This is a genomic window from Nostoc sp., assembly GCF_036919895.1.
Classification (GTDB): domain Bacteria; phylum Cyanobacteriota; class Cyanobacteriia; order Cyanobacteriales; family Nostocaceae; genus Nostoc.
This window is the reverse complement of record NZ_JBALBW010000060.1, coordinates 1-15,643: the sequence shown is the minus strand read 5'-3', so window position 1 is coordinate 15,643 and position 15,643 is coordinate 1. Positions and strand designations below refer to the sequence as shown.

At 41.9% G+C, this 15,643-nt stretch carries 21 protein-coding genes; 15 read left to right on the top strand and 6 right to left on the bottom strand.

The features are described from left to right. Nucleotides 1–12: 12 nt before the first annotated feature. Nucleotides 13–1,248 (bottom strand): FIST signal transduction protein, encoded by a 1,236-nt coding sequence (locus V7K55_RS10990; RefSeq protein ID WP_334831077.1) that lies wholly within the window; start codon nt 1,246–1,248, stop codon nt 13–15. A 371-nt stretch (nt 1,249–1,619) separates the two neighbouring features. On the opposite strand from V7K55_RS10990, the gene V7K55_RS10985 reads away from it, so the two are divergent. From V7K55_RS10985 to V7K55_RS10930, 12 genes are all read left to right on the top strand, one after another. Beyond that, nucleotides 1,620–1,865, top strand: a complete 246-nt coding sequence (locus V7K55_RS10985; RefSeq protein WP_334831075.1) for a Calvin cycle protein CP12 — start codon at nt 1,620–1,622, stop codon at nt 1,863–1,865. 677 nt (nt 1,866–2,542) lie between these two features. Next, the gene (locus V7K55_RS10980; protein WP_334831073.1) at nt 2,543–3,139 is read left to right on the top strand and encodes a DUF3177 family protein; all 597 of its coding nucleotides are present in this window, start codon (nt 2,543–2,545) and stop codon (nt 3,137–3,139) included. A 36-nt stretch (nt 3,140–3,175) separates the two neighbouring features. Further along, nucleotides 3,176–3,472: a DUF7734 family protein gene (locus tag V7K55_RS10975; RefSeq protein WP_334831071.1), complete on the top strand. Its 297-nt coding sequence runs from the start codon at nt 3,176–3,178 to the stop codon at nt 3,470–3,472. Nucleotides 3,473–3,531: 59 nt separating this feature from the next. Then, nucleotides 3,532–3,720, top strand: coding sequence for a DUF6888 family protein (locus tag V7K55_RS10970; protein ID WP_099099501.1), 189 nt, complete (start codon nt 3,532–3,534; stop codon nt 3,718–3,720). Further along, a complete protein-coding gene (locus V7K55_RS10965; protein WP_334831069.1) occupies nt 3,707–3,952 on the top strand; it encodes a DUF6887 family protein in 246 nt (81 codons plus the stop codon). The genes V7K55_RS10970 and V7K55_RS10965 overlap by 14 nt, the downstream gene beginning before the upstream one ends. A 59-nt stretch (nt 3,953–4,011) precedes the next feature. Further along, nucleotides 4,012–4,149: a hypothetical protein gene (locus V7K55_RS10960; RefSeq protein WP_334831067.1), complete on the top strand. Its 138-nt coding sequence runs from the start codon at nt 4,012–4,014 to the stop codon at nt 4,147–4,149. 138 nt (nt 4,150–4,287) lie between these two features. Continuing rightward, nucleotides 4,288–4,782 (top strand): hypothetical protein, encoded by a 495-nt coding sequence (locus tag V7K55_RS10955; protein ID WP_334831065.1) that lies wholly within the window; start codon nt 4,288–4,290, stop codon nt 4,780–4,782. Nucleotides 4,783–4,844: 62 nt separating this feature from the next. After that, the gene (gene cbiD, locus V7K55_RS10950) at nt 4,845–5,960 is read left to right on the top strand and encodes a cobalt-precorrin-5B (C(1))-methyltransferase CbiD (RefSeq protein ID WP_334831063.1); all 1,116 of its coding nucleotides are present in this window, start codon (nt 4,845–4,847) and stop codon (nt 5,958–5,960) included. A gap of 224 nt (nt 5,961–6,184) precedes the next feature. Further along, entirely contained in the window at nt 6,185–7,807 is a 1,623-nt protein-coding gene (gene guaA / locus V7K55_RS10945; protein ID WP_334831241.1) for a glutamine-hydrolyzing GMP synthase, read from the top strand. A gap of 284 nt (nt 7,808–8,091) precedes the next feature. Beyond that, nucleotides 8,092–8,403 carry a DUF4282 domain-containing protein gene (locus V7K55_RS10940; protein ID WP_334831061.1) on the top strand — a complete coding sequence of 104 codons (312 nt, stop codon included), beginning with the start codon at nt 8,092–8,094 and terminating at the stop codon, nt 8,401–8,403. 413 nt (nt 8,404–8,816) lie between these two features. Next, the gene (locus tag V7K55_RS10935; RefSeq protein WP_334831059.1) at nt 8,817–8,951 is read left to right on the top strand and encodes a hypothetical protein; all 135 of its coding nucleotides are present in this window, start codon (nt 8,817–8,819) and stop codon (nt 8,949–8,951) included. Between the two features lie 60 nt (nt 8,952–9,011). Further along, the gene (locus V7K55_RS10930; RefSeq protein ID WP_094342420.1) at nt 9,012–9,416 is read left to right on the top strand and encodes a response regulator; all 405 of its coding nucleotides are present in this window, start codon (nt 9,012–9,014) and stop codon (nt 9,414–9,416) included. A gap of 66 nt (nt 9,417–9,482) precedes the next feature. On the opposite strand, the gene V7K55_RS10925 is transcribed toward V7K55_RS10930, so the two are convergent. Beyond that, entirely contained in the window at nt 9,483–10,388 is a 906-nt protein-coding gene (locus V7K55_RS10925; protein WP_334831056.1) for a cation diffusion facilitator family transporter, read from the bottom strand. A 608-nt stretch (nt 10,389–10,996) separates the two neighbouring features. Between V7K55_RS10925 and V7K55_RS10920 the strand changes: the two genes are divergently transcribed. From V7K55_RS10920 to V7K55_RS10910, 3 genes are read left to right on the top strand one after another with little or no spacing between them, the layout of a single operon-like run. Beyond that, nucleotides 10,997–11,743 (top strand): 3-oxoacyl-ACP reductase family protein, encoded by a 747-nt coding sequence (locus tag V7K55_RS10920; protein ID WP_334831054.1) that lies wholly within the window; start codon nt 10,997–10,999, stop codon nt 11,741–11,743. Next, nucleotides 11,724–11,888 (top strand): hypothetical protein, encoded by a 165-nt coding sequence (locus V7K55_RS10915; protein WP_334831052.1) that lies wholly within the window; start codon nt 11,724–11,726, stop codon nt 11,886–11,888. The genes V7K55_RS10920 and V7K55_RS10915 overlap by 20 nt, the downstream gene beginning before the upstream one ends. 17 nt (nt 11,889–11,905) lie before the next feature. Then, complete coding sequence (locus V7K55_RS10910; protein WP_334831050.1) at nt 11,906–12,259, top strand: hypothetical protein; 354 nt, start codon at nt 11,906–11,908, stop codon at nt 12,257–12,259. Nucleotides 12,260–12,743: 484 nt separating this feature from the next. Here V7K55_RS10910 and V7K55_RS10905 read toward each other — a convergent pair whose 3' ends face one another. From V7K55_RS10905 to V7K55_RS10890, 4 genes are all read right to left on the bottom strand, one after another. Beyond that, on the bottom strand, nt 12,744–12,980 hold the full coding sequence (locus V7K55_RS10905) for a DUF4327 family protein (RefSeq protein ID WP_094332736.1): 237 nt from the start codon (nt 12,978–12,980) through the stop codon (nt 12,744–12,746). A 1,015-nt stretch (nt 12,981–13,995) separates the two neighbouring features. Then, nucleotides 13,996–14,415: a 30S ribosome-binding factor RbfA gene (gene rbfA, locus V7K55_RS10900; protein WP_094332735.1), complete on the bottom strand. Its 420-nt coding sequence runs from the start codon at nt 14,413–14,415 to the stop codon at nt 13,996–13,998. A 123-nt stretch (nt 14,416–14,538) separates the two neighbouring features. Then, on the bottom strand, nt 14,539–14,745 hold the full coding sequence (locus tag V7K55_RS10895) for a DUF751 family protein (protein WP_334831048.1): 207 nt from the start codon (nt 14,743–14,745) through the stop codon (nt 14,539–14,541). Between the two features lie 236 nt (nt 14,746–14,981). Further along, entirely contained in the window at nt 14,982–15,458 is a 477-nt protein-coding gene (locus V7K55_RS10890) for a PD-(D/E)XK nuclease superfamily protein (protein WP_094332732.1), read from the bottom strand. Nucleotides 15,459–15,643 lie beyond the last annotated feature (185 nt).

Below are 15,643 nucleotides of genomic sequence, written 5' to 3'. Positions count from 1 at the left end.
CTAATTCATAACTCATAACTGATTTTGGCGACAAATCCCAAATGCGGAAGTGTAGGCATGTAAGAAGGTTCTGCCACCAACAGGGCCAATTTCACCACCACAGAAAAAGCCGCCTACCGGAATATCGTTAAGGTAGCGGCAAAATAGTTCCGAATCAAAGTTGGGTTTACCATATAGCCCTTCACCTCGCCCCAGACAGGCAAACATTAAAGCAGCGACGGCAGAGGGTTCAGATTCTCGTTGGGTTTGATAACTTTGGAGGAGTAATTCTAGGTCTTCAGCAGAGGCTTGGGCATCGCGCAGGTGGAATTGCAGCCTTTGACCAGGACGGACGCGATCGCCAATTGCGATCGCTCCAACTGTTGGATCGACCCCAAGAATACCACGAATTAAAAAGTCTCCCTGTTGCAAAGCCAGCTTAAACTCATCCATCGCCACGCCAACAAACAGAGAGTGCTGTGCTAAAGTTCGTTCGTGTTCGCTCAAACTAGCAATCAAATCTCGCAACACCACTAGAGGCACTTGCTCATCTAACTCTAAAATGATGTTGCGATCGGCTTTGGTAACTTGCAATGGTTTGCCAATCGGTCGGCATCCTTGAGCAACAATTGTTTCCAAAACAATATTGCCAGTCAATGCTATCCCAAGAGTGCCCTCACGATAAAGGCTTTGGCATTCCTCGCCATCAGTCTCATTACAAAAAAGGGCAACACGGCCACCCATACCTCCACCACTAGCCTGTCCTCCCACAATCGCCGATCCTGGATAAGCAAAATCCAACCCCTGCAACAAATCGTTAATTCCAGAGGCGAAAGAACTAGACAGCAAAATAAACTGGGGTGTCGGTGATGCTGGCACACCAATCAAATCAACCCAAGCATCTGGAGAACTATCTAAGTCAGGTAATTCTTCAGCAACAACATGGAAAACTTGAACCTTCACCCCTGGAAGATGTGCTAAAGTCAAGCTAATAGCTGGTTCGGCTTCCAATTCTTGGGTTTCTCCGCCAACTGTCGTCCCAATTACACCTCCACCACTACAGCCAATAAGCACTGGTACAGAAAGCTTCTCAGCTAACAAGGGTAACAATCGGGAATACTCACTCGTAAAAGCAGACGAAATGAATACCAGTCCTAGATCCGCAGGTGCTGTTAACGATGAGACAGCTCGTTCCACCACATCAGTAACGGCGGCTTCTAAAGAATGACGGGTTGATAGGGCGTTTGCCCACTGCATTTGGTCTGCCATGAGTTTTGAGCTTCTTTCTCTTTTTGGGCTAGTAGGTTTTGAGCTTTATATTTTGGGAACAATTGCATCCTACAAAAATTAGTGCTAGTCTTTTGCCTCCTCCATCCCAAGAGGCTGGGGTTGTCATTCCCTAATAGATGCATCTAGATATATTGTATGATTGTTTATCTATGGTACTAATTCCACATAATCTTAAAAAATAAAGATGAATGCACTATAGACATGGCAGTTTAGTGTATTGGTTATAAATCAATAGGCTAAAATACTAACTTATAAACTGAATAGTTAGAATGGTTAGTAATCAAGCTAAAATCTGCCATTTCTGAAATTTTTCTATACTAGTATTAACAACACACAACGAGACTAAATCAATGACTAACATCCAAGAAACAGCAAAGAGCGACATCCAAGACCAAATCCAAGAAGAAGTAGAACAAGCGCGTACTGTCTGTGACATTAGCGGTAGCGGTTCACCAGAGTGTGCTGCTGCTTGGGATGCAGTAGAAGAATTGCAAGCCGAAGCTTCCCACAAGCGCCAAAGCAAGCCAAAAAATTCTCTAGAACAGTATTGTGATGACAACCCAGATGCAATTGAATGCCGGGTTTATGACGACTAGAAATTTAAATAAGTTAATTTTCTGTTCGTTTGTCGCCAAGCAACCAGGATTTACTTACTGAAATTTCGCACTTTTACGCTACTTCCGCCTAAAACCGTACTCTCCCTCTTTCATAATTTTCTCCAACGGGGAAAAATTTGGTGAAATATCTGGAGTTACGGATGTATCAGGTTTAAACTTTGAGAATTTTTATCTTAAAAAACAAACCTTTACATCCGAGAAAATTGGGGTTTTGTCCGCGAGGATCAAGTATATAGCTGCTGGGTGGGTTTTTAATAGACTCCCTGATGCTACTACAAGTAGGTGCAAAATCTAAGTTGAGGATCTTTGAGTTGCTTGTTTTTTGCCAAATAGAGAGATTTAGGAAAGTAAATTAAAAAATTTACCATGTAATACCTTTTCCAAAAATCTTTGCAACAAATGAGTTGGCTGTAGGGGCGTACATCTGTATGCCCCTACAAACGTGTTTATAGCATAAATTGTGTGAAATGGTATAAATTGGTTAGCCACTTGCTTCCACCAAGAGATTAGAGCGCAGTCTTGAGGCGAGGTTTTGTGCTTTGATTAAACTGTTTGTAATATAGATAGACTACTAGCTAGCTAATAGCTTACAGTTTTGTCAGTTATGGATACTTGCTTTTAGTTAGAAATGTTTTATTTATCGTTTGAGAAAAACTATGGACTATGATATTTGGTTTCGCCCTTTCGTCTGGATTGATTACCGACTGGCAGTATTATTTCTGGTAATTATTCCGCTAGTTCTTCTGATTTGGGCATTTGTGCAAAAAGTAGAAGGCATACAACGCTTATTGACTATATACTGGCGAGTATCAAGCCTAGTGGCAATCACGATTTACTTAATGATTGCCCAGTATCCAGTTAGTTTTATCTCTGGATTGATGGCTCAGATTTTGATCGTAGTTTCGCTGTGGTTCTGGGTAGATATCAACGATGAAATTGAGTATCAAACCAGTGGCGCTTTGAAATTTATTTTTACCTCTTGGCGGTGGGCTACAACTGTTTATTGTTTTTTGGGTACACTAGCGTTTATCCCATTTTTGGGTTGTGCTTTTTCTGGCAATATGATGAAGACTGCCTATTGTCGCGTCTGGTTCGAGGTTCCGTTGTTATTTAAAGAATATTTTCATGCTAATAGCAAAGCTGAATTTTTAGGTTTTCTTGGCATAACTAGTTTAGTAATTTATGTGGTTTACTTAAGCTATTTTGTTCTGATTAAGCTGGGCAAGCAGGGACGTTCAGCCTCACCACAATAACTGTCGCTATGCAATCACACCCATACTTTTAAAAAAATGAATTCCATTGGTAAGCGACTGGAACAATACACCGCTAAACGCCCCAAAGAAGTCCTAATTGTAACGGTGGAAATTGCCGATGAGCAAGATACAATTGCTATTTTCAAAGGCTTTTCTAGTTCTTTGATGCGTCCAACGGCATTTGATGCAGATGTACCAGTTTTGCCAGATGGGGCGATTATCTTCAATATTGACCGAGTAGCCAGTCCTTATAATCCTGAAGCACCCCGTTATATTCAGCAAGGGCTCTCTTGGGAAGCTATGGAAGCTCTATTATTAGAAGTAGGTGTTTGACTAATTACTAATTCGTAATTCGTAATTCATAATTCGTAATTTTGGTGTAATTAACTAAAATGCCTACTGCTGCTCAAGTCGCAAGTTTGTATCGTATTAGTTATCAACTGACGTATATCATGCTTCAGCCCATATACCTCATTTGTGTTGATAATCGGACTCGTAATGTATACATCCTTGCTGGGTATGACGAAGAGATTGAATTCCAAATTTTACCCAATGGAGAGTTGTCTGATGAGCCGAATTAATTACGATTTAATGTCTGATGTTGAATTGAAACAGTATTTTCTCAAGCATCGCGGCGATCGCGCTGCTTTTCAAGCATACTTAGACAGGCTTAATCAGCGTCCGCGTAGGATTGTTGCAAGCCCCGATGATCCCGATTTTGATGAGAAGGTTCAAGCAGCGATTCGCCAAAAGCTAGAAGCAGCAAGAAGCAGTAGTCAGCAGGCTAATAATTCGTTAGAGCCGACTGACTAAGAGTAATCTGTGATAATCCTAGAGGATTTTTCGGAATTAACTTCCGAAGACATAAAAGCGTGTCTTGGTTTTGCTGCCGATCGCAAGAACAAGTTATTTGTGGTATCTGTGTGAAATTGCTTGTAGACAAAAATTTGTGCGATCGCATTATTTCATGGATTATTGACTCGATGTGTTGGTCAGGCGATCGCATTTAAGACAGACTGGTTATTTATAGTGTTATGTAGAAAAATTCTGTATAGTTGCCCAATATGGGACTCATATAGAAAGTATTGCCTATAATCAATAGTTATGCCGTCGCGCGTGGCTTGGGTGGAACAGATAGAATAGGAAATATGAGCTACAAGATAGGCTACTTATTCAACTATCCGCAAGATTTGGCTCAAACAGCTAAAGATATTAACGAGTGCCTGGGTTGCTCTTTGGCTCCGTATTTAGGTGACACTGACCATTGGTTTGACAGATTCTTGAGCATGGAGTTCTCCTTTGGTAAAGTTGAGGGTTTCGAGAACGAGGGCAAACTTGATTTTGAAAACTTCAGATACGAAATTAATTTCAGAACTGCGGTGGGAGCAGCAGGCGCTCGTCCGATTCAGTTGCCTGCCATTGCAACAGTCGTTTATGCTCTTTATCGTTGGCTTGGTATCACTGGTATTTTAGTTTTCGACATGCAGATTCTTATTGCTCGTTACGAGGAGAGAGATATTCAAGACTGGGGCAAACGGCTTTACGATGTGGTGTCCGATAGTCCATTCGTTGGGTTTGGCGCTCATCTCAGTTTGCTGGAGCAGCGTATGCCCGATAAGTGGCGCATGTACATTGATAGGTAGCGAAGCTTGGTGACGCTGCGCGATCGCAGTTGAAGAATTATTTTGACTTTTAAATTTAAAAAATGTCCCGTTCTGGATACACACTCCCCGTCTTTGCCTGTGCTGCTGCTGTTGCAGCTTTACATTGGTTACGCGATCGCAAACCCCTAACTTTTGCCTCTGTAGATTTGATTGAACCGTCTCAAATCGCCGAAATCCCCATTGTACAGGTAGCAGGATTATCTGACAATACAGCTTTGGCAATTACCCGTAGCGATCCTGGTGATAATCTCGATTTGACTAAAGATACACCGATTTGGGCATTGGTGGAGTGGGGAGGGGAAGATGAGGAGACAGTAATTATTAAAGGCGGGGAAGGTATTGGCAAACAGGCGAATGCTGATGATAAGCCGGCTATTTACGCTTATGCTCAAAGGCTTTTAAAAGAGAATTTGCAACGAATGCTAGCACCGGGAGAAAAAATCACGGTGACGATTATTCTACCTGAAGGGCGATCGCTAGCTGTTCGGACTTCAAATTCTGCCTTTGGTGTGGTTGAAGGACTTTCGCTTTTAGGCACAACTGGTATTTCTCAACCTTTAAGTACACCAGATCAGCTTGCAGTTTTTCGGGCAGAATTACAAAATAAAGCCAGTCGTTTTGAGACTTTAGTATTTTGTATCGGGGAGAATGGTCTAGATTTAGCGCGTAAACTAGGAATTAATCCCGAACAATTGGTCAAAACTGCTAACTGGATTGGCCCAATGTTGGTAGAAGCGGATGTGCTAGGTGTGAAAGAAATCTTATTATTTGGCTATCACGGGAAACTGATGAAACTGGCGGGGGGAATTTTTCACACTCATCACTACTTAGCTGATGGACGGCGAGAAATTTTGACAGCCCACTGTGCGATCGCAGGTTTAAAATCAGCAGATATCCAAGCTGTGTTTAACGCTGCGACTGCCGAAGCAGCATTAACATATCTCAAATCGCTAGATGCGAAAACTGGTAGTGATTGGGTAAATCAAGTTTACAGTGCGATCGCCGAAACCATCGATATTCGTTCGCAAGAATACATCCAAAGCCATAGCGAAAAGGGCACAGCAGTTACAATCTGTGGCTCGGTTATGTTTGATCGCGATCGCAAAATTATCGTGAAGAGTAAAACTGCTGCTCTGTTGATGGAAAAATTATGTTAATTTATTATGAATAATCGTAAACAATTCAAATAAACAATCTTTTAAGTAACCACTCTAGGGTAAGTTTATCGTTCTAATACCATCTCCGACTCCCGGACTAGACAAACGCACATAACCTCGCGTTTGTCTAGGGCTTTTATCCCATTATCAACCTACCCAGGTTGAATAATAGCATCACTATAGACCACAAAGCATCTACCCTTAACAGACATAACACTCCCGTCATGAATACAGTGGTGACTCTACCGACAGAACAAGCGCCCCAAACATTGGAAAGTGTTGGGCGGCTTGATCGCCAATTGATTGTAATTCTAGACTTCGGCTCTCAATATTCTGAGTTGATTGCCCGTCGCATCCGCGAGACTCAAGTATACTCTGAAGTTTTATCCTATCGCACTACTTCTGAACAATTGCGCCAACTTAATCCCAAGGGAATCATCCTCTCCGGTGGGCCGAGTTCGGTTTATGGTGAGAAGGCTCCCCATTGCGATCCAGAAATCTGGAATTTGGGAATACCCATCTTGGGTGTTTGCTATGGGATGCAGCTAATGGTAAACCAACTCGGTGGGGAAGTAGCAAAGGCTGAACGAGGTGAGTACGGCAAAGCATCATTATACATTGACGATCCCACAGATTTGCTTACTAACGTCGAAGATGGTACTACGATGTGGATGAGTCACGGAGACTCAGTTACCCAAATGCCATCAGGGTTTGAATTGTTGGCACATACAGAAAATACACCCTGTGCTGCGATCGCCGACCACGAAAAGAAACTTTACGGTGTTCAATTCCATCCAGAGGTAGTGCATTCTCTTGGTGGCATAGCATTAATCCGTAATTTTGTCTACCATATCTGCGATTGCGAACCAACTTGGACAACTGCGGCTTTTGTTGAAGAAGCAATTCGAGAAATTCGCAGCAGAGTTGGCGAGAAGCGGGTGCTGTTGGCGCTATCTGGGGGAGTTGATTCTTCTACCCTGGCGTTCTTGCTGTATAAAGCCATTGGTGAGCAACTAACTTGCGTATTTATCGATCAAGGTTTTATGCGAAAGTATGAGCCGGAGCGATTAGTAAAGCTGTTTCAAGAGCAGTTTCATATTCCTGTAGAGTATGTGAATGCCCGCGATCGCTTCTTAGCTAAAGTTGATGGTGTTACAGATCCTGAAGAAAAACGCCGCCGCATCGGACACGAATTTATTGCTGTATTTGAAGAAACATCCAAACGCCTTGGTCACTTTGACTATCTAGCTCAAGGAACTCTTTATCCAGATGTGATCGAATCTGCTGACACCAACGCTGATCCCCAAACTGGTGAGCGGGTAGCGGTGAAAATTAAGAGTCATCACAATGTTGGCGGTTTGCCCAAAGACCTAAGATTTAAATTGGTGGAACCACTGCGGAAACTATTTAAAGATGAAGTCCGCAAAGTTGGGCGTTCCATTGGTTTACCAGAAGAAATTGTCCAACGACAACCTTTTCCTGGGCCTGGTTTGGCAATTCGCATTCTGGGGGAAGTTACATCTGAACGGTTAAATATTTTGCGCGATGCTGATTTGATTGTGCGGCAAGAAATTAACCAACGCGGTATGTATCATGATTTCTGGCAAGCATTTGCTGTATTGCTGCCGATTCGTAGTGTTGGTGTTATGGGCGATCAACGTACTTACGCCTACCCCATCGTGTTGCGAATTGTTACTAGTGAAGATGGCATGACTGCTGATTGGGCTAGAGTCCCTTACGATGTCCTGGAAGTGATTTCCACGCGAATTGTGAATGAGGTGAAAGGGGTGAACCGAGTGGTTTATGACATCACCTCTAAGCCGCCTGGAACCATTGAATGGGAGTAATCAAGTTTTGAGTCTCTTTTGTGGTTCTGGAATACTTGCAGTAGTTTAAATTCACATATCTCAAAATGGCAATGCCGACCTGAATCATTTTCAACGTCGGCATTCTCTGTTTTTTGCAGACAATTAACAAAAAATAATGTTAATTATAGCGAGAGACAGAAAGCTTAGAACTGGCAACTGCTATGATACTAATTTTATGATGAGTATAAATACGAATAATTTATGATTCTGGTACGGATTTAGTATAACTTAAGGATTATAAGATTCTAAGAGATAGGTGTAGTATGGCTAGATCTAGAGGATTTTTCGCGGTACTTTTCGACTTCTCGTTTTCGGAATTTATTACCCCAAGCATCATTGGTATTCTTTACGGTATTGGTATGTTTTTTGCTGGCTTGGGAGTATTGGGCATTATTTTAGGCGGTTTTAATCAAGGATTTTTCCCTGGGATTGTGAGCTTATTGCTTGCGCCGCTAGTTTTCTTGTTGTACCTAATATTTATGAGAGTTGGGTTAGAAGGTTTGCTGGTGGCATTTCGCACCGCAGCTAATACAGATCGTACTGCCGATAATACAGAAAGTCTGAGAAATCCCTAAATTAGTGAAGCGTGGCGGAAGTAAAGATACCATTCAAGCCTTGGAAATTGGCAATCTGAAAAACATCTAATTTGCATAACCGAATTAAACATAAAACATAACCTTTGTGGAGTGGGCATTTTCCCATTGGTGTAAACTTAACGTGAAAGCAAGCCTATAACAAGCTTTTAGATATTGTCTCGTTCCCAGTCGGAGACTGGGAATGTTCGTCGTTGGGGCTGCCGCCTCAACACTGGCAGCAGAGCCACTAGGAGTAGCATTTCCCGATTTCTGGCTGTAAACGAGATTTGAAAAGGGTTCCAGCTTAAGTTGACACCAATGGTATCTTCCCCATCCTAATTATGTAAGTTAAATGTGGAACAGCTTATTACCTCCGGCACGCGCTTTTATAATTACGACGCAATAGACATCTCATGAATTTTATCCAGGCAATAATTATAAATGCCAGCGAACAATTAGCCGCAAATTGCATGATGGCTAAACGAATTGATTTATTGTCTAGGAAAATAGGCGTGATCGCAGTAGAATTACCAATGGTCTGGTTATAGAGAAAAAGCAAGCAGCTCATTAGAAATAACTTTCATTTGATAAACATTTATGGAGATGTTATGGAACCTCCTCTCCCCCTTGCTGGCTTAAACATCCTCGTTGTTGATGATGATGACGATAGCCGTTTTTACATTACTACCGTGTTAGAAGCTGATGGAGCCACCGTTACGGCAGTTCCATCGGCGGCGGTAGCATTGAAAGTACTACCTGAGTTGCAGCCAGATATATTGATTTGTGATATTGCTATGCCTGGTGAAGATGGCTACACCTTTATCCGCAAGATCCGGGCGTTGAAACCTGATATTTGGGAAAAACTCCCTGCGATCGCCTTAACTGCTTATGGCGATAGTGAGTATCGTAGCCGTGCGCTAGAAGCTGGCTTTCAAACTCATGTGCCTAAACCAGTCGATCCAGGAGAATTGGTTGCGATCGTAGCTGATTTGGTTGCTTCTTATAAGAATTAAAGCAAAGATGCAGTCATTTCATTTGGGGTCATTAAATGAATAGGGCGTGATTTAGAATTGCTGAGACTACTTTGCTCCAGTTTCAAAGCTAATTTGCTCAGACTTATATGCTGGTGGCTCAACGTGAATTAAAATCCTCACTGGACGGAACTTTTCTTCTAATCGGCTTTCTACTTCTTCGGTAATGTGGTGAGCGGTTTCTACGTCTGGTGCATCTACTATTAAATGCATTTCAATGAACACTTGACGACCAAGAACACCGCGAGAAGCAATATCATGACAGTTAATTACACCTGGAACAGAAGTTGCGATCGCATGGATTGCTTCTGGTGCGATCGCCATTTGATCTACAAGCCAAGGCAAATTCTCTTTTAAAACTGACCAGCCACTCCAAAATACCAACAAGGCGACAGGAAAAGCTAACACTAAATCCATCCATTGATAACCTAGCCAAACTCCGATTAAGCCAGCGATTACAGAAATTGTCACCCAAATGTCGCTCATCGTATGGGTTGCATCAGCGATCAGAATTGAGCTACCCACCCGTCTACCTACAGCACGTTCGTAAAACGCCACAAAAATATTCACGCCCAGCACAATTAGTAATAACCACAACTCAGGTGGCGATATTCTCACAGGTTCACCACCGCCTTTGAGAATTCGCTCGATTGCTCCTTGCAAAATTTCAAAACAGGCTATTCCTAAAAATGAGGCAATTCCTAAAGCTCCCACAGCTTCAAACTTGCCGTGTCCGTAAGGATGCTCGCGATCGGGTTGTGGAGAAGAAAATCTACTCGCAACTAATCCTAAAACGTTGTTGGCGCTATCTGTCACACTATGCAAGGCATCAGCTAGCAAACTCAAAGAACCTGTCCAGTAGCCCACAACTGCTTTCAATCCCAATACGAACAGGTTGAGAAGTAAGGTAATAATTAAAACCTTTCGCACTTCGGCGCGGTTATCGTAAATCATAGATAATTTATCACATCAAGTTCTATGACTTCTAATGTAAAACTTAAAACATCAATAAACACAAATGAAATGTATCAAAGTCTTACGCAGTAAGAATTAAGTCTCTCTATAGGATCTATGTTTTATACTGTTTTATTGAGATTATTTATAACTAATAACAGCTACAAGCTTTATAAGCTATTAGTAATGCCTTTACAGATAGCAGCATATTTTTATCATTAATTCCAGAAATATTTTAATTAATTTTGTTATTCATACATCCAGCCAGTCCAAACCGAATTGTATTCAAAGATATTATGACGACCATTAGCACTCTGTACTGACTCAGGATAAATTACGAGCTTAGTAAGTTTTATTTACTACCTTATAAAAATGATGGACTGTACGCTTCATCGCTCAAATTGTCAAGATTTGAGCAGCGAAATCAAAAAACACTTACAGGTTTTGAAATAATTAGTAAATCTATAGGTAAGTTTTCACCTTCTGCTTCTAAAAGTAAATTCACAAGCCAGAGAATGGGTGAACATTTGATACTCTTATGAGTTTGAGTAAGAACTTGAGCAATATAATTCCAAAGGTCAATTTTCCTAAGACGACAAGTTTCAACTATGAATACTAAAAAACTTACAGGTAAGGTGGCATTGGTAACAGGCGGCTCACGCGGTCTAGGAGCAGCGATCGCCAAACGTCTCGCAAACGATGGTGCAGCCGTCGCCCTCACCTACACTAGCTCGCCACAAAAAGCCGACGAGGTGGTGCTTGCCATTGAAACAGCAGGTGGCAAAGCCTTGGCAATCCGCGCCGATAGTGCCGATGTTGAAGCGGTGAAAAACGCTGTTGCCGAGACAGTCAAAGTCTTTGGTCGTATTGACATCCTCGTGAACAATGCGGGGGTCGCCACTTTGGCCCCAATTGACCAATTCTCGATGGATGATTTTGATCGGTTGATCGCAGTTAACGTTAAGGGTGTCTTTGTGGCAACTCAGGAGGCTGTCCGCCACATGGATGAAGGCGGACGGATCGTTATGATTGGCAGCGTCAACAGTGATATCATGCCTTTTGCTGGCGGCTCTGTTTATGCTTTGACCAAAGGGGCGATCGCCAGTTTCACACGGGGTCTTGCTCGCGATCTCGGCCCTCGTGGCATCACTGTGAACAATATCCAACCCGGCCCGGTAGACACCGACATGAACCCGGCGGAAGGCCCTTTTGCCGAGACTATGAAAAGTATGATTGCCCTCCAACGCTATGGACGAAGCGAAGAAGTTGCCGATATGGTTTCCTATCTCGCTAGTGCAGAAGCTGGTTTCATTACCGGTGCAAGCCTGAAGATTGATGGTGGCTTTTCAGCCTGATACAGCAGAACCAAGAAAAATCCGATCGTGTAAATCTGTCTGGCGACGATATCAGTGGGGGTGCATCCTCAAAAAATTGGGCTTCGCCGCCGTCGATCTCGGCGGCTTCGTCTCTTCTTCCGGTAAGATTAGTACTTATCAATAAGCTTTAATAAAAAACTTATGTCTTCAATTCCTCTAACATTGAACCTAATTGAAGGTTCTGTCTCCTTCAGTTTTTCACCTCAAGCAGCACGAGAATTAAAGACAGCGACAGATCAACTAATGGATCGCCTGAAAGCTGTCGCCGCAAAACCCACTCCTGGCGGCGGTAGAGTCACTCCCCAGCCTCCACTGGAATATCGTTATACGGGTGAAGTATTTTTAGAGATTTTCTGTAATCCTAATATTTGGCCAACGCCTTTTGCAGCCAAAGTTTTGCTGACTGTCCGCAACATCAACATTCGCTTGACTACTGAAGCTGAACTTACTCGTATTATTGAAGACATTAATCAATACTTAGAGCAAGTTGGATAATAGTTCAATAATTTTCCTATGCTTTTCGAGATTTTTTAACAAATAATCTTATACAAATTTGGGATTTTGCGAAAATTTCCTTTATTGTCGCAACTGGTGTCGGTTAGCCCGACTTAGCAAACTTTTCAAAACGGGTTTTGGCTTTGAGAAGCAGGCGATGCTGTGAATTGCGAGTCAAAAGTGAAGTTCCTACACTTATATTAGACAGATCAATGTAGGAGCTTCACCGAATTTACACACCAGACTCAAGCTTTAGCACTAGAAGATGTACAGAAAAAATGCTTCTGATGCCTTCTTTAACTTGAGAATTTGTCTAAATTCAGACTCCAATACTTTTGTGTTAATGAAAGACGCAAGATTCTATATGGGGCAATGCCGATCAAAAATCAGAGATTATCCCCCAGATTGGGCGTAGGATAGTTGACTGTGACATCCACACATCGAAAATAAACTCCCAATCCCAAACCCTAAATCAAACATGGATTTAGTCGTTGTCCCACTGTTCGCGACCAATTAGGTCGCCAATGCGATCGCGTAACAAAAAGTCACATTTCTCTAATTCACATTCAACGCAAACCCACTCTCTGGCTGGAATATATTGGCAAAGGCTATATATTGGCTGTTGTCGGCTAACCATTCCCTTTTGCACAAGTCGGCGTGCTTCGTCTTGAATCAGATCGAGAGAGTAGTAATTGATAGAAGGCACCGTATTCACACTCATGTTTTTTACTCACAAATTAACACTTACGATAGTGTTCCCGTTAATAATTAGGAACAAACATTACAGAAATTAGACTTGTGGCTAGGATTTTGTAGTTTGCTATACGGAACTATTTTTATTTTGACGCTACATATCCTGAAATTATCTCAAGAAATGTTAAGAAAGTCAACAAATTCTGACATTTGTCAAAAATCCGCTTTACAAAAAAAATTCCGAGTAGTTAACTTAACCTGCTATGGCGGCTGTATGATTTTTATGAAACAAGTCTGAAAGTCCTGCCATTACTGTATTTAGGCAATATTTTGTGGATGGGAAGAATTCATATTACGTAGGCGTAGCCCGCCGCAGGCATCCTTTACATATCAAATAATCACCTTAAAACCGAATCTAGAACTGCTGCTATTTATCTAAGGGTAAACAACACAAGAATATTTGTCAGACAGTAGGGTATAAACTGTTGCAAAACATAACGGCTAAAGTACACTACGAAAGCTTTTATTCTGGCATCTGTTAACAATTTCTTAAGTAAGGTCGCATTTGCTTAGTTATTTTCAGCACTAATATTACACAGGTTTCTTTTGAAAAACATCTTTAGAGGAAACGAGTTGAAATTTGACTCCTACACTTCCCTGCGGGACGCTATGCGAACGACAAAGCTAAAGCTCTGTTACCACTGATTTGAAGCCACTGTTGTGTTAGCTTCTGGCAAGGTACAAGAATTCGGTGGAGGTCTTTAAACCCTTGCTCCTTAGCATTGACCAAGGCGAACAAAAAGCATATATAGCGTTTACTAATCATACAAGGTACATCATAGTCCCCTGCTCGCTTGCGGGGAGGGGGGTTGGGGGTGGGGTTTTTGTACCTCACTCAACTGAGAACCGCTATAGATGCAACTACCGATCGCTGAAGTAGGTTATGGTTACATTAAAACAGACGCGATCTAGTCACGTCTGTAAACTGTTTGGCGGATTTGCTGAGATTAATTGTTCTGAAGTTACATTGTTGTTTTAGTTACTTATTCGGAGAATTCCCGATCATTTTGATCGGTGCTGTCTTCTCCTGGGAGCAGATTTTCTGGCGGACGATCGTGATTGAGTTGGCTTAGTAGTGCCAGTACCTTGTTACCGCGTTCTATGGAACGATCTTCGAGAAAAATGACTTCTGGTGTGCGACGTAGCCTTACCCGCGCCCCAAGTTCGCTGCGGACATAACCTGTGGCTGACTTTAAGCCTGCCATTGTTTCTACCTTAGCTTCATCTGTACCATAGATACTGACGTAGATTTTGGCGTGTTGGAGATCGCCAGAAACATCAACATCAGTAACACTTACCATTCCTGTACCCACACGGTCATCCTTAATGCCGTTGAGCAGCATTTGGCTAACTTCCCGTTTGATCAATTCAGCAACGCGGGAAACCCGGCGATTTGTAGCCATAAAAATTTTGCCTCCTGACAGAGGTTGTACGACAAAAATAGATGCAAGTTGTGTAGACAGTACTTAGCGGAAGTAACGCCAAGAGCAACCGTCTGTGGGGCATAACCCGGATATAGCGCTAGTTTAGATTGTACTTAAACCGAGCATTGCCCGTAAAGTGAAAGTAAGGAAGACTAGGCTGCTCACAAATAAACCTAAGATAGCGATCAAAGTGACTGGGCGCTTCAACAATGGCACTAACGGCGCAAAGGTGTTCAGAAACAGTCCTAAGACGATACTAATTAAGTACCGGGGGTAGCGAAAAACGTTATCCCAAAATCCGTCAAACATCTGAATGTAAACTGCCTTGTTATATACTTACGTTTGTTTTGATATGCTTTATCCACTTAATTGTAATCTATGCAGCCGGAAAATTAGCCAGCTAATATAAAATATAGCTTGTCGGTTATATTGGCTTTATTTAGTCACGATTATTTTCAGTTAAATCGCAAGTAAAAAGCAGCCCGCTCGATTAACTCCAATATAAAAAATAGAGGGATGATTGACGAACTATTAATTACATCCTTTTAAAGATTTTTATTTGCCCAAGCAATAAATCTGTCTAAGCTGTAAACTGCTAATAAATTATGGTTATCATTAACTCTTGCTTTTAGCCATTTGCTTGCGCCTTCCCGCATACCTTCCCCGCCTAAAATGACGATAGTTGGTGCAGGGTAATAGTTTTGGATGTTCATGTTCAAGTAAGGAAATTTTTCATCAACAGAACCTGGGCTTTCTTGCCATTTACACTCAAAAATTAAACCAGATGGCATAGCCGATGAGCCAACAACATAAAAATCAACCTTCAAATCGGTATGATAAATTCCAGTCCCAATATAAACTTCTTTTCCATAACGTTTTGGTAATAAAGCAGCATTCAGTATAAATTCTTTTGGGACATAGTTCCCGACTTGGAAATAATTATGCCCATTTAAGATTGCTTCTACATTTCCTTCTAAAATATTCCCAGACTTATTTGCCCGTCCGCCTTGAGTCAGAGCCATCCTCAAATCCCTCTGCCAAAAGTCCTGCTTATTATAGGATTTCACAGAAGTAGTAAAAAAGGGTCAGTTGCTTAATATGAATTTTTTATTTTGACCAAAAGAGTGGGATTCAAGCCCCGCCATGAGAGCGAAGCGGAGGGCGGCTTTGATTCTTAATATACTGCTTCAAGACTTCAATCGGCGCT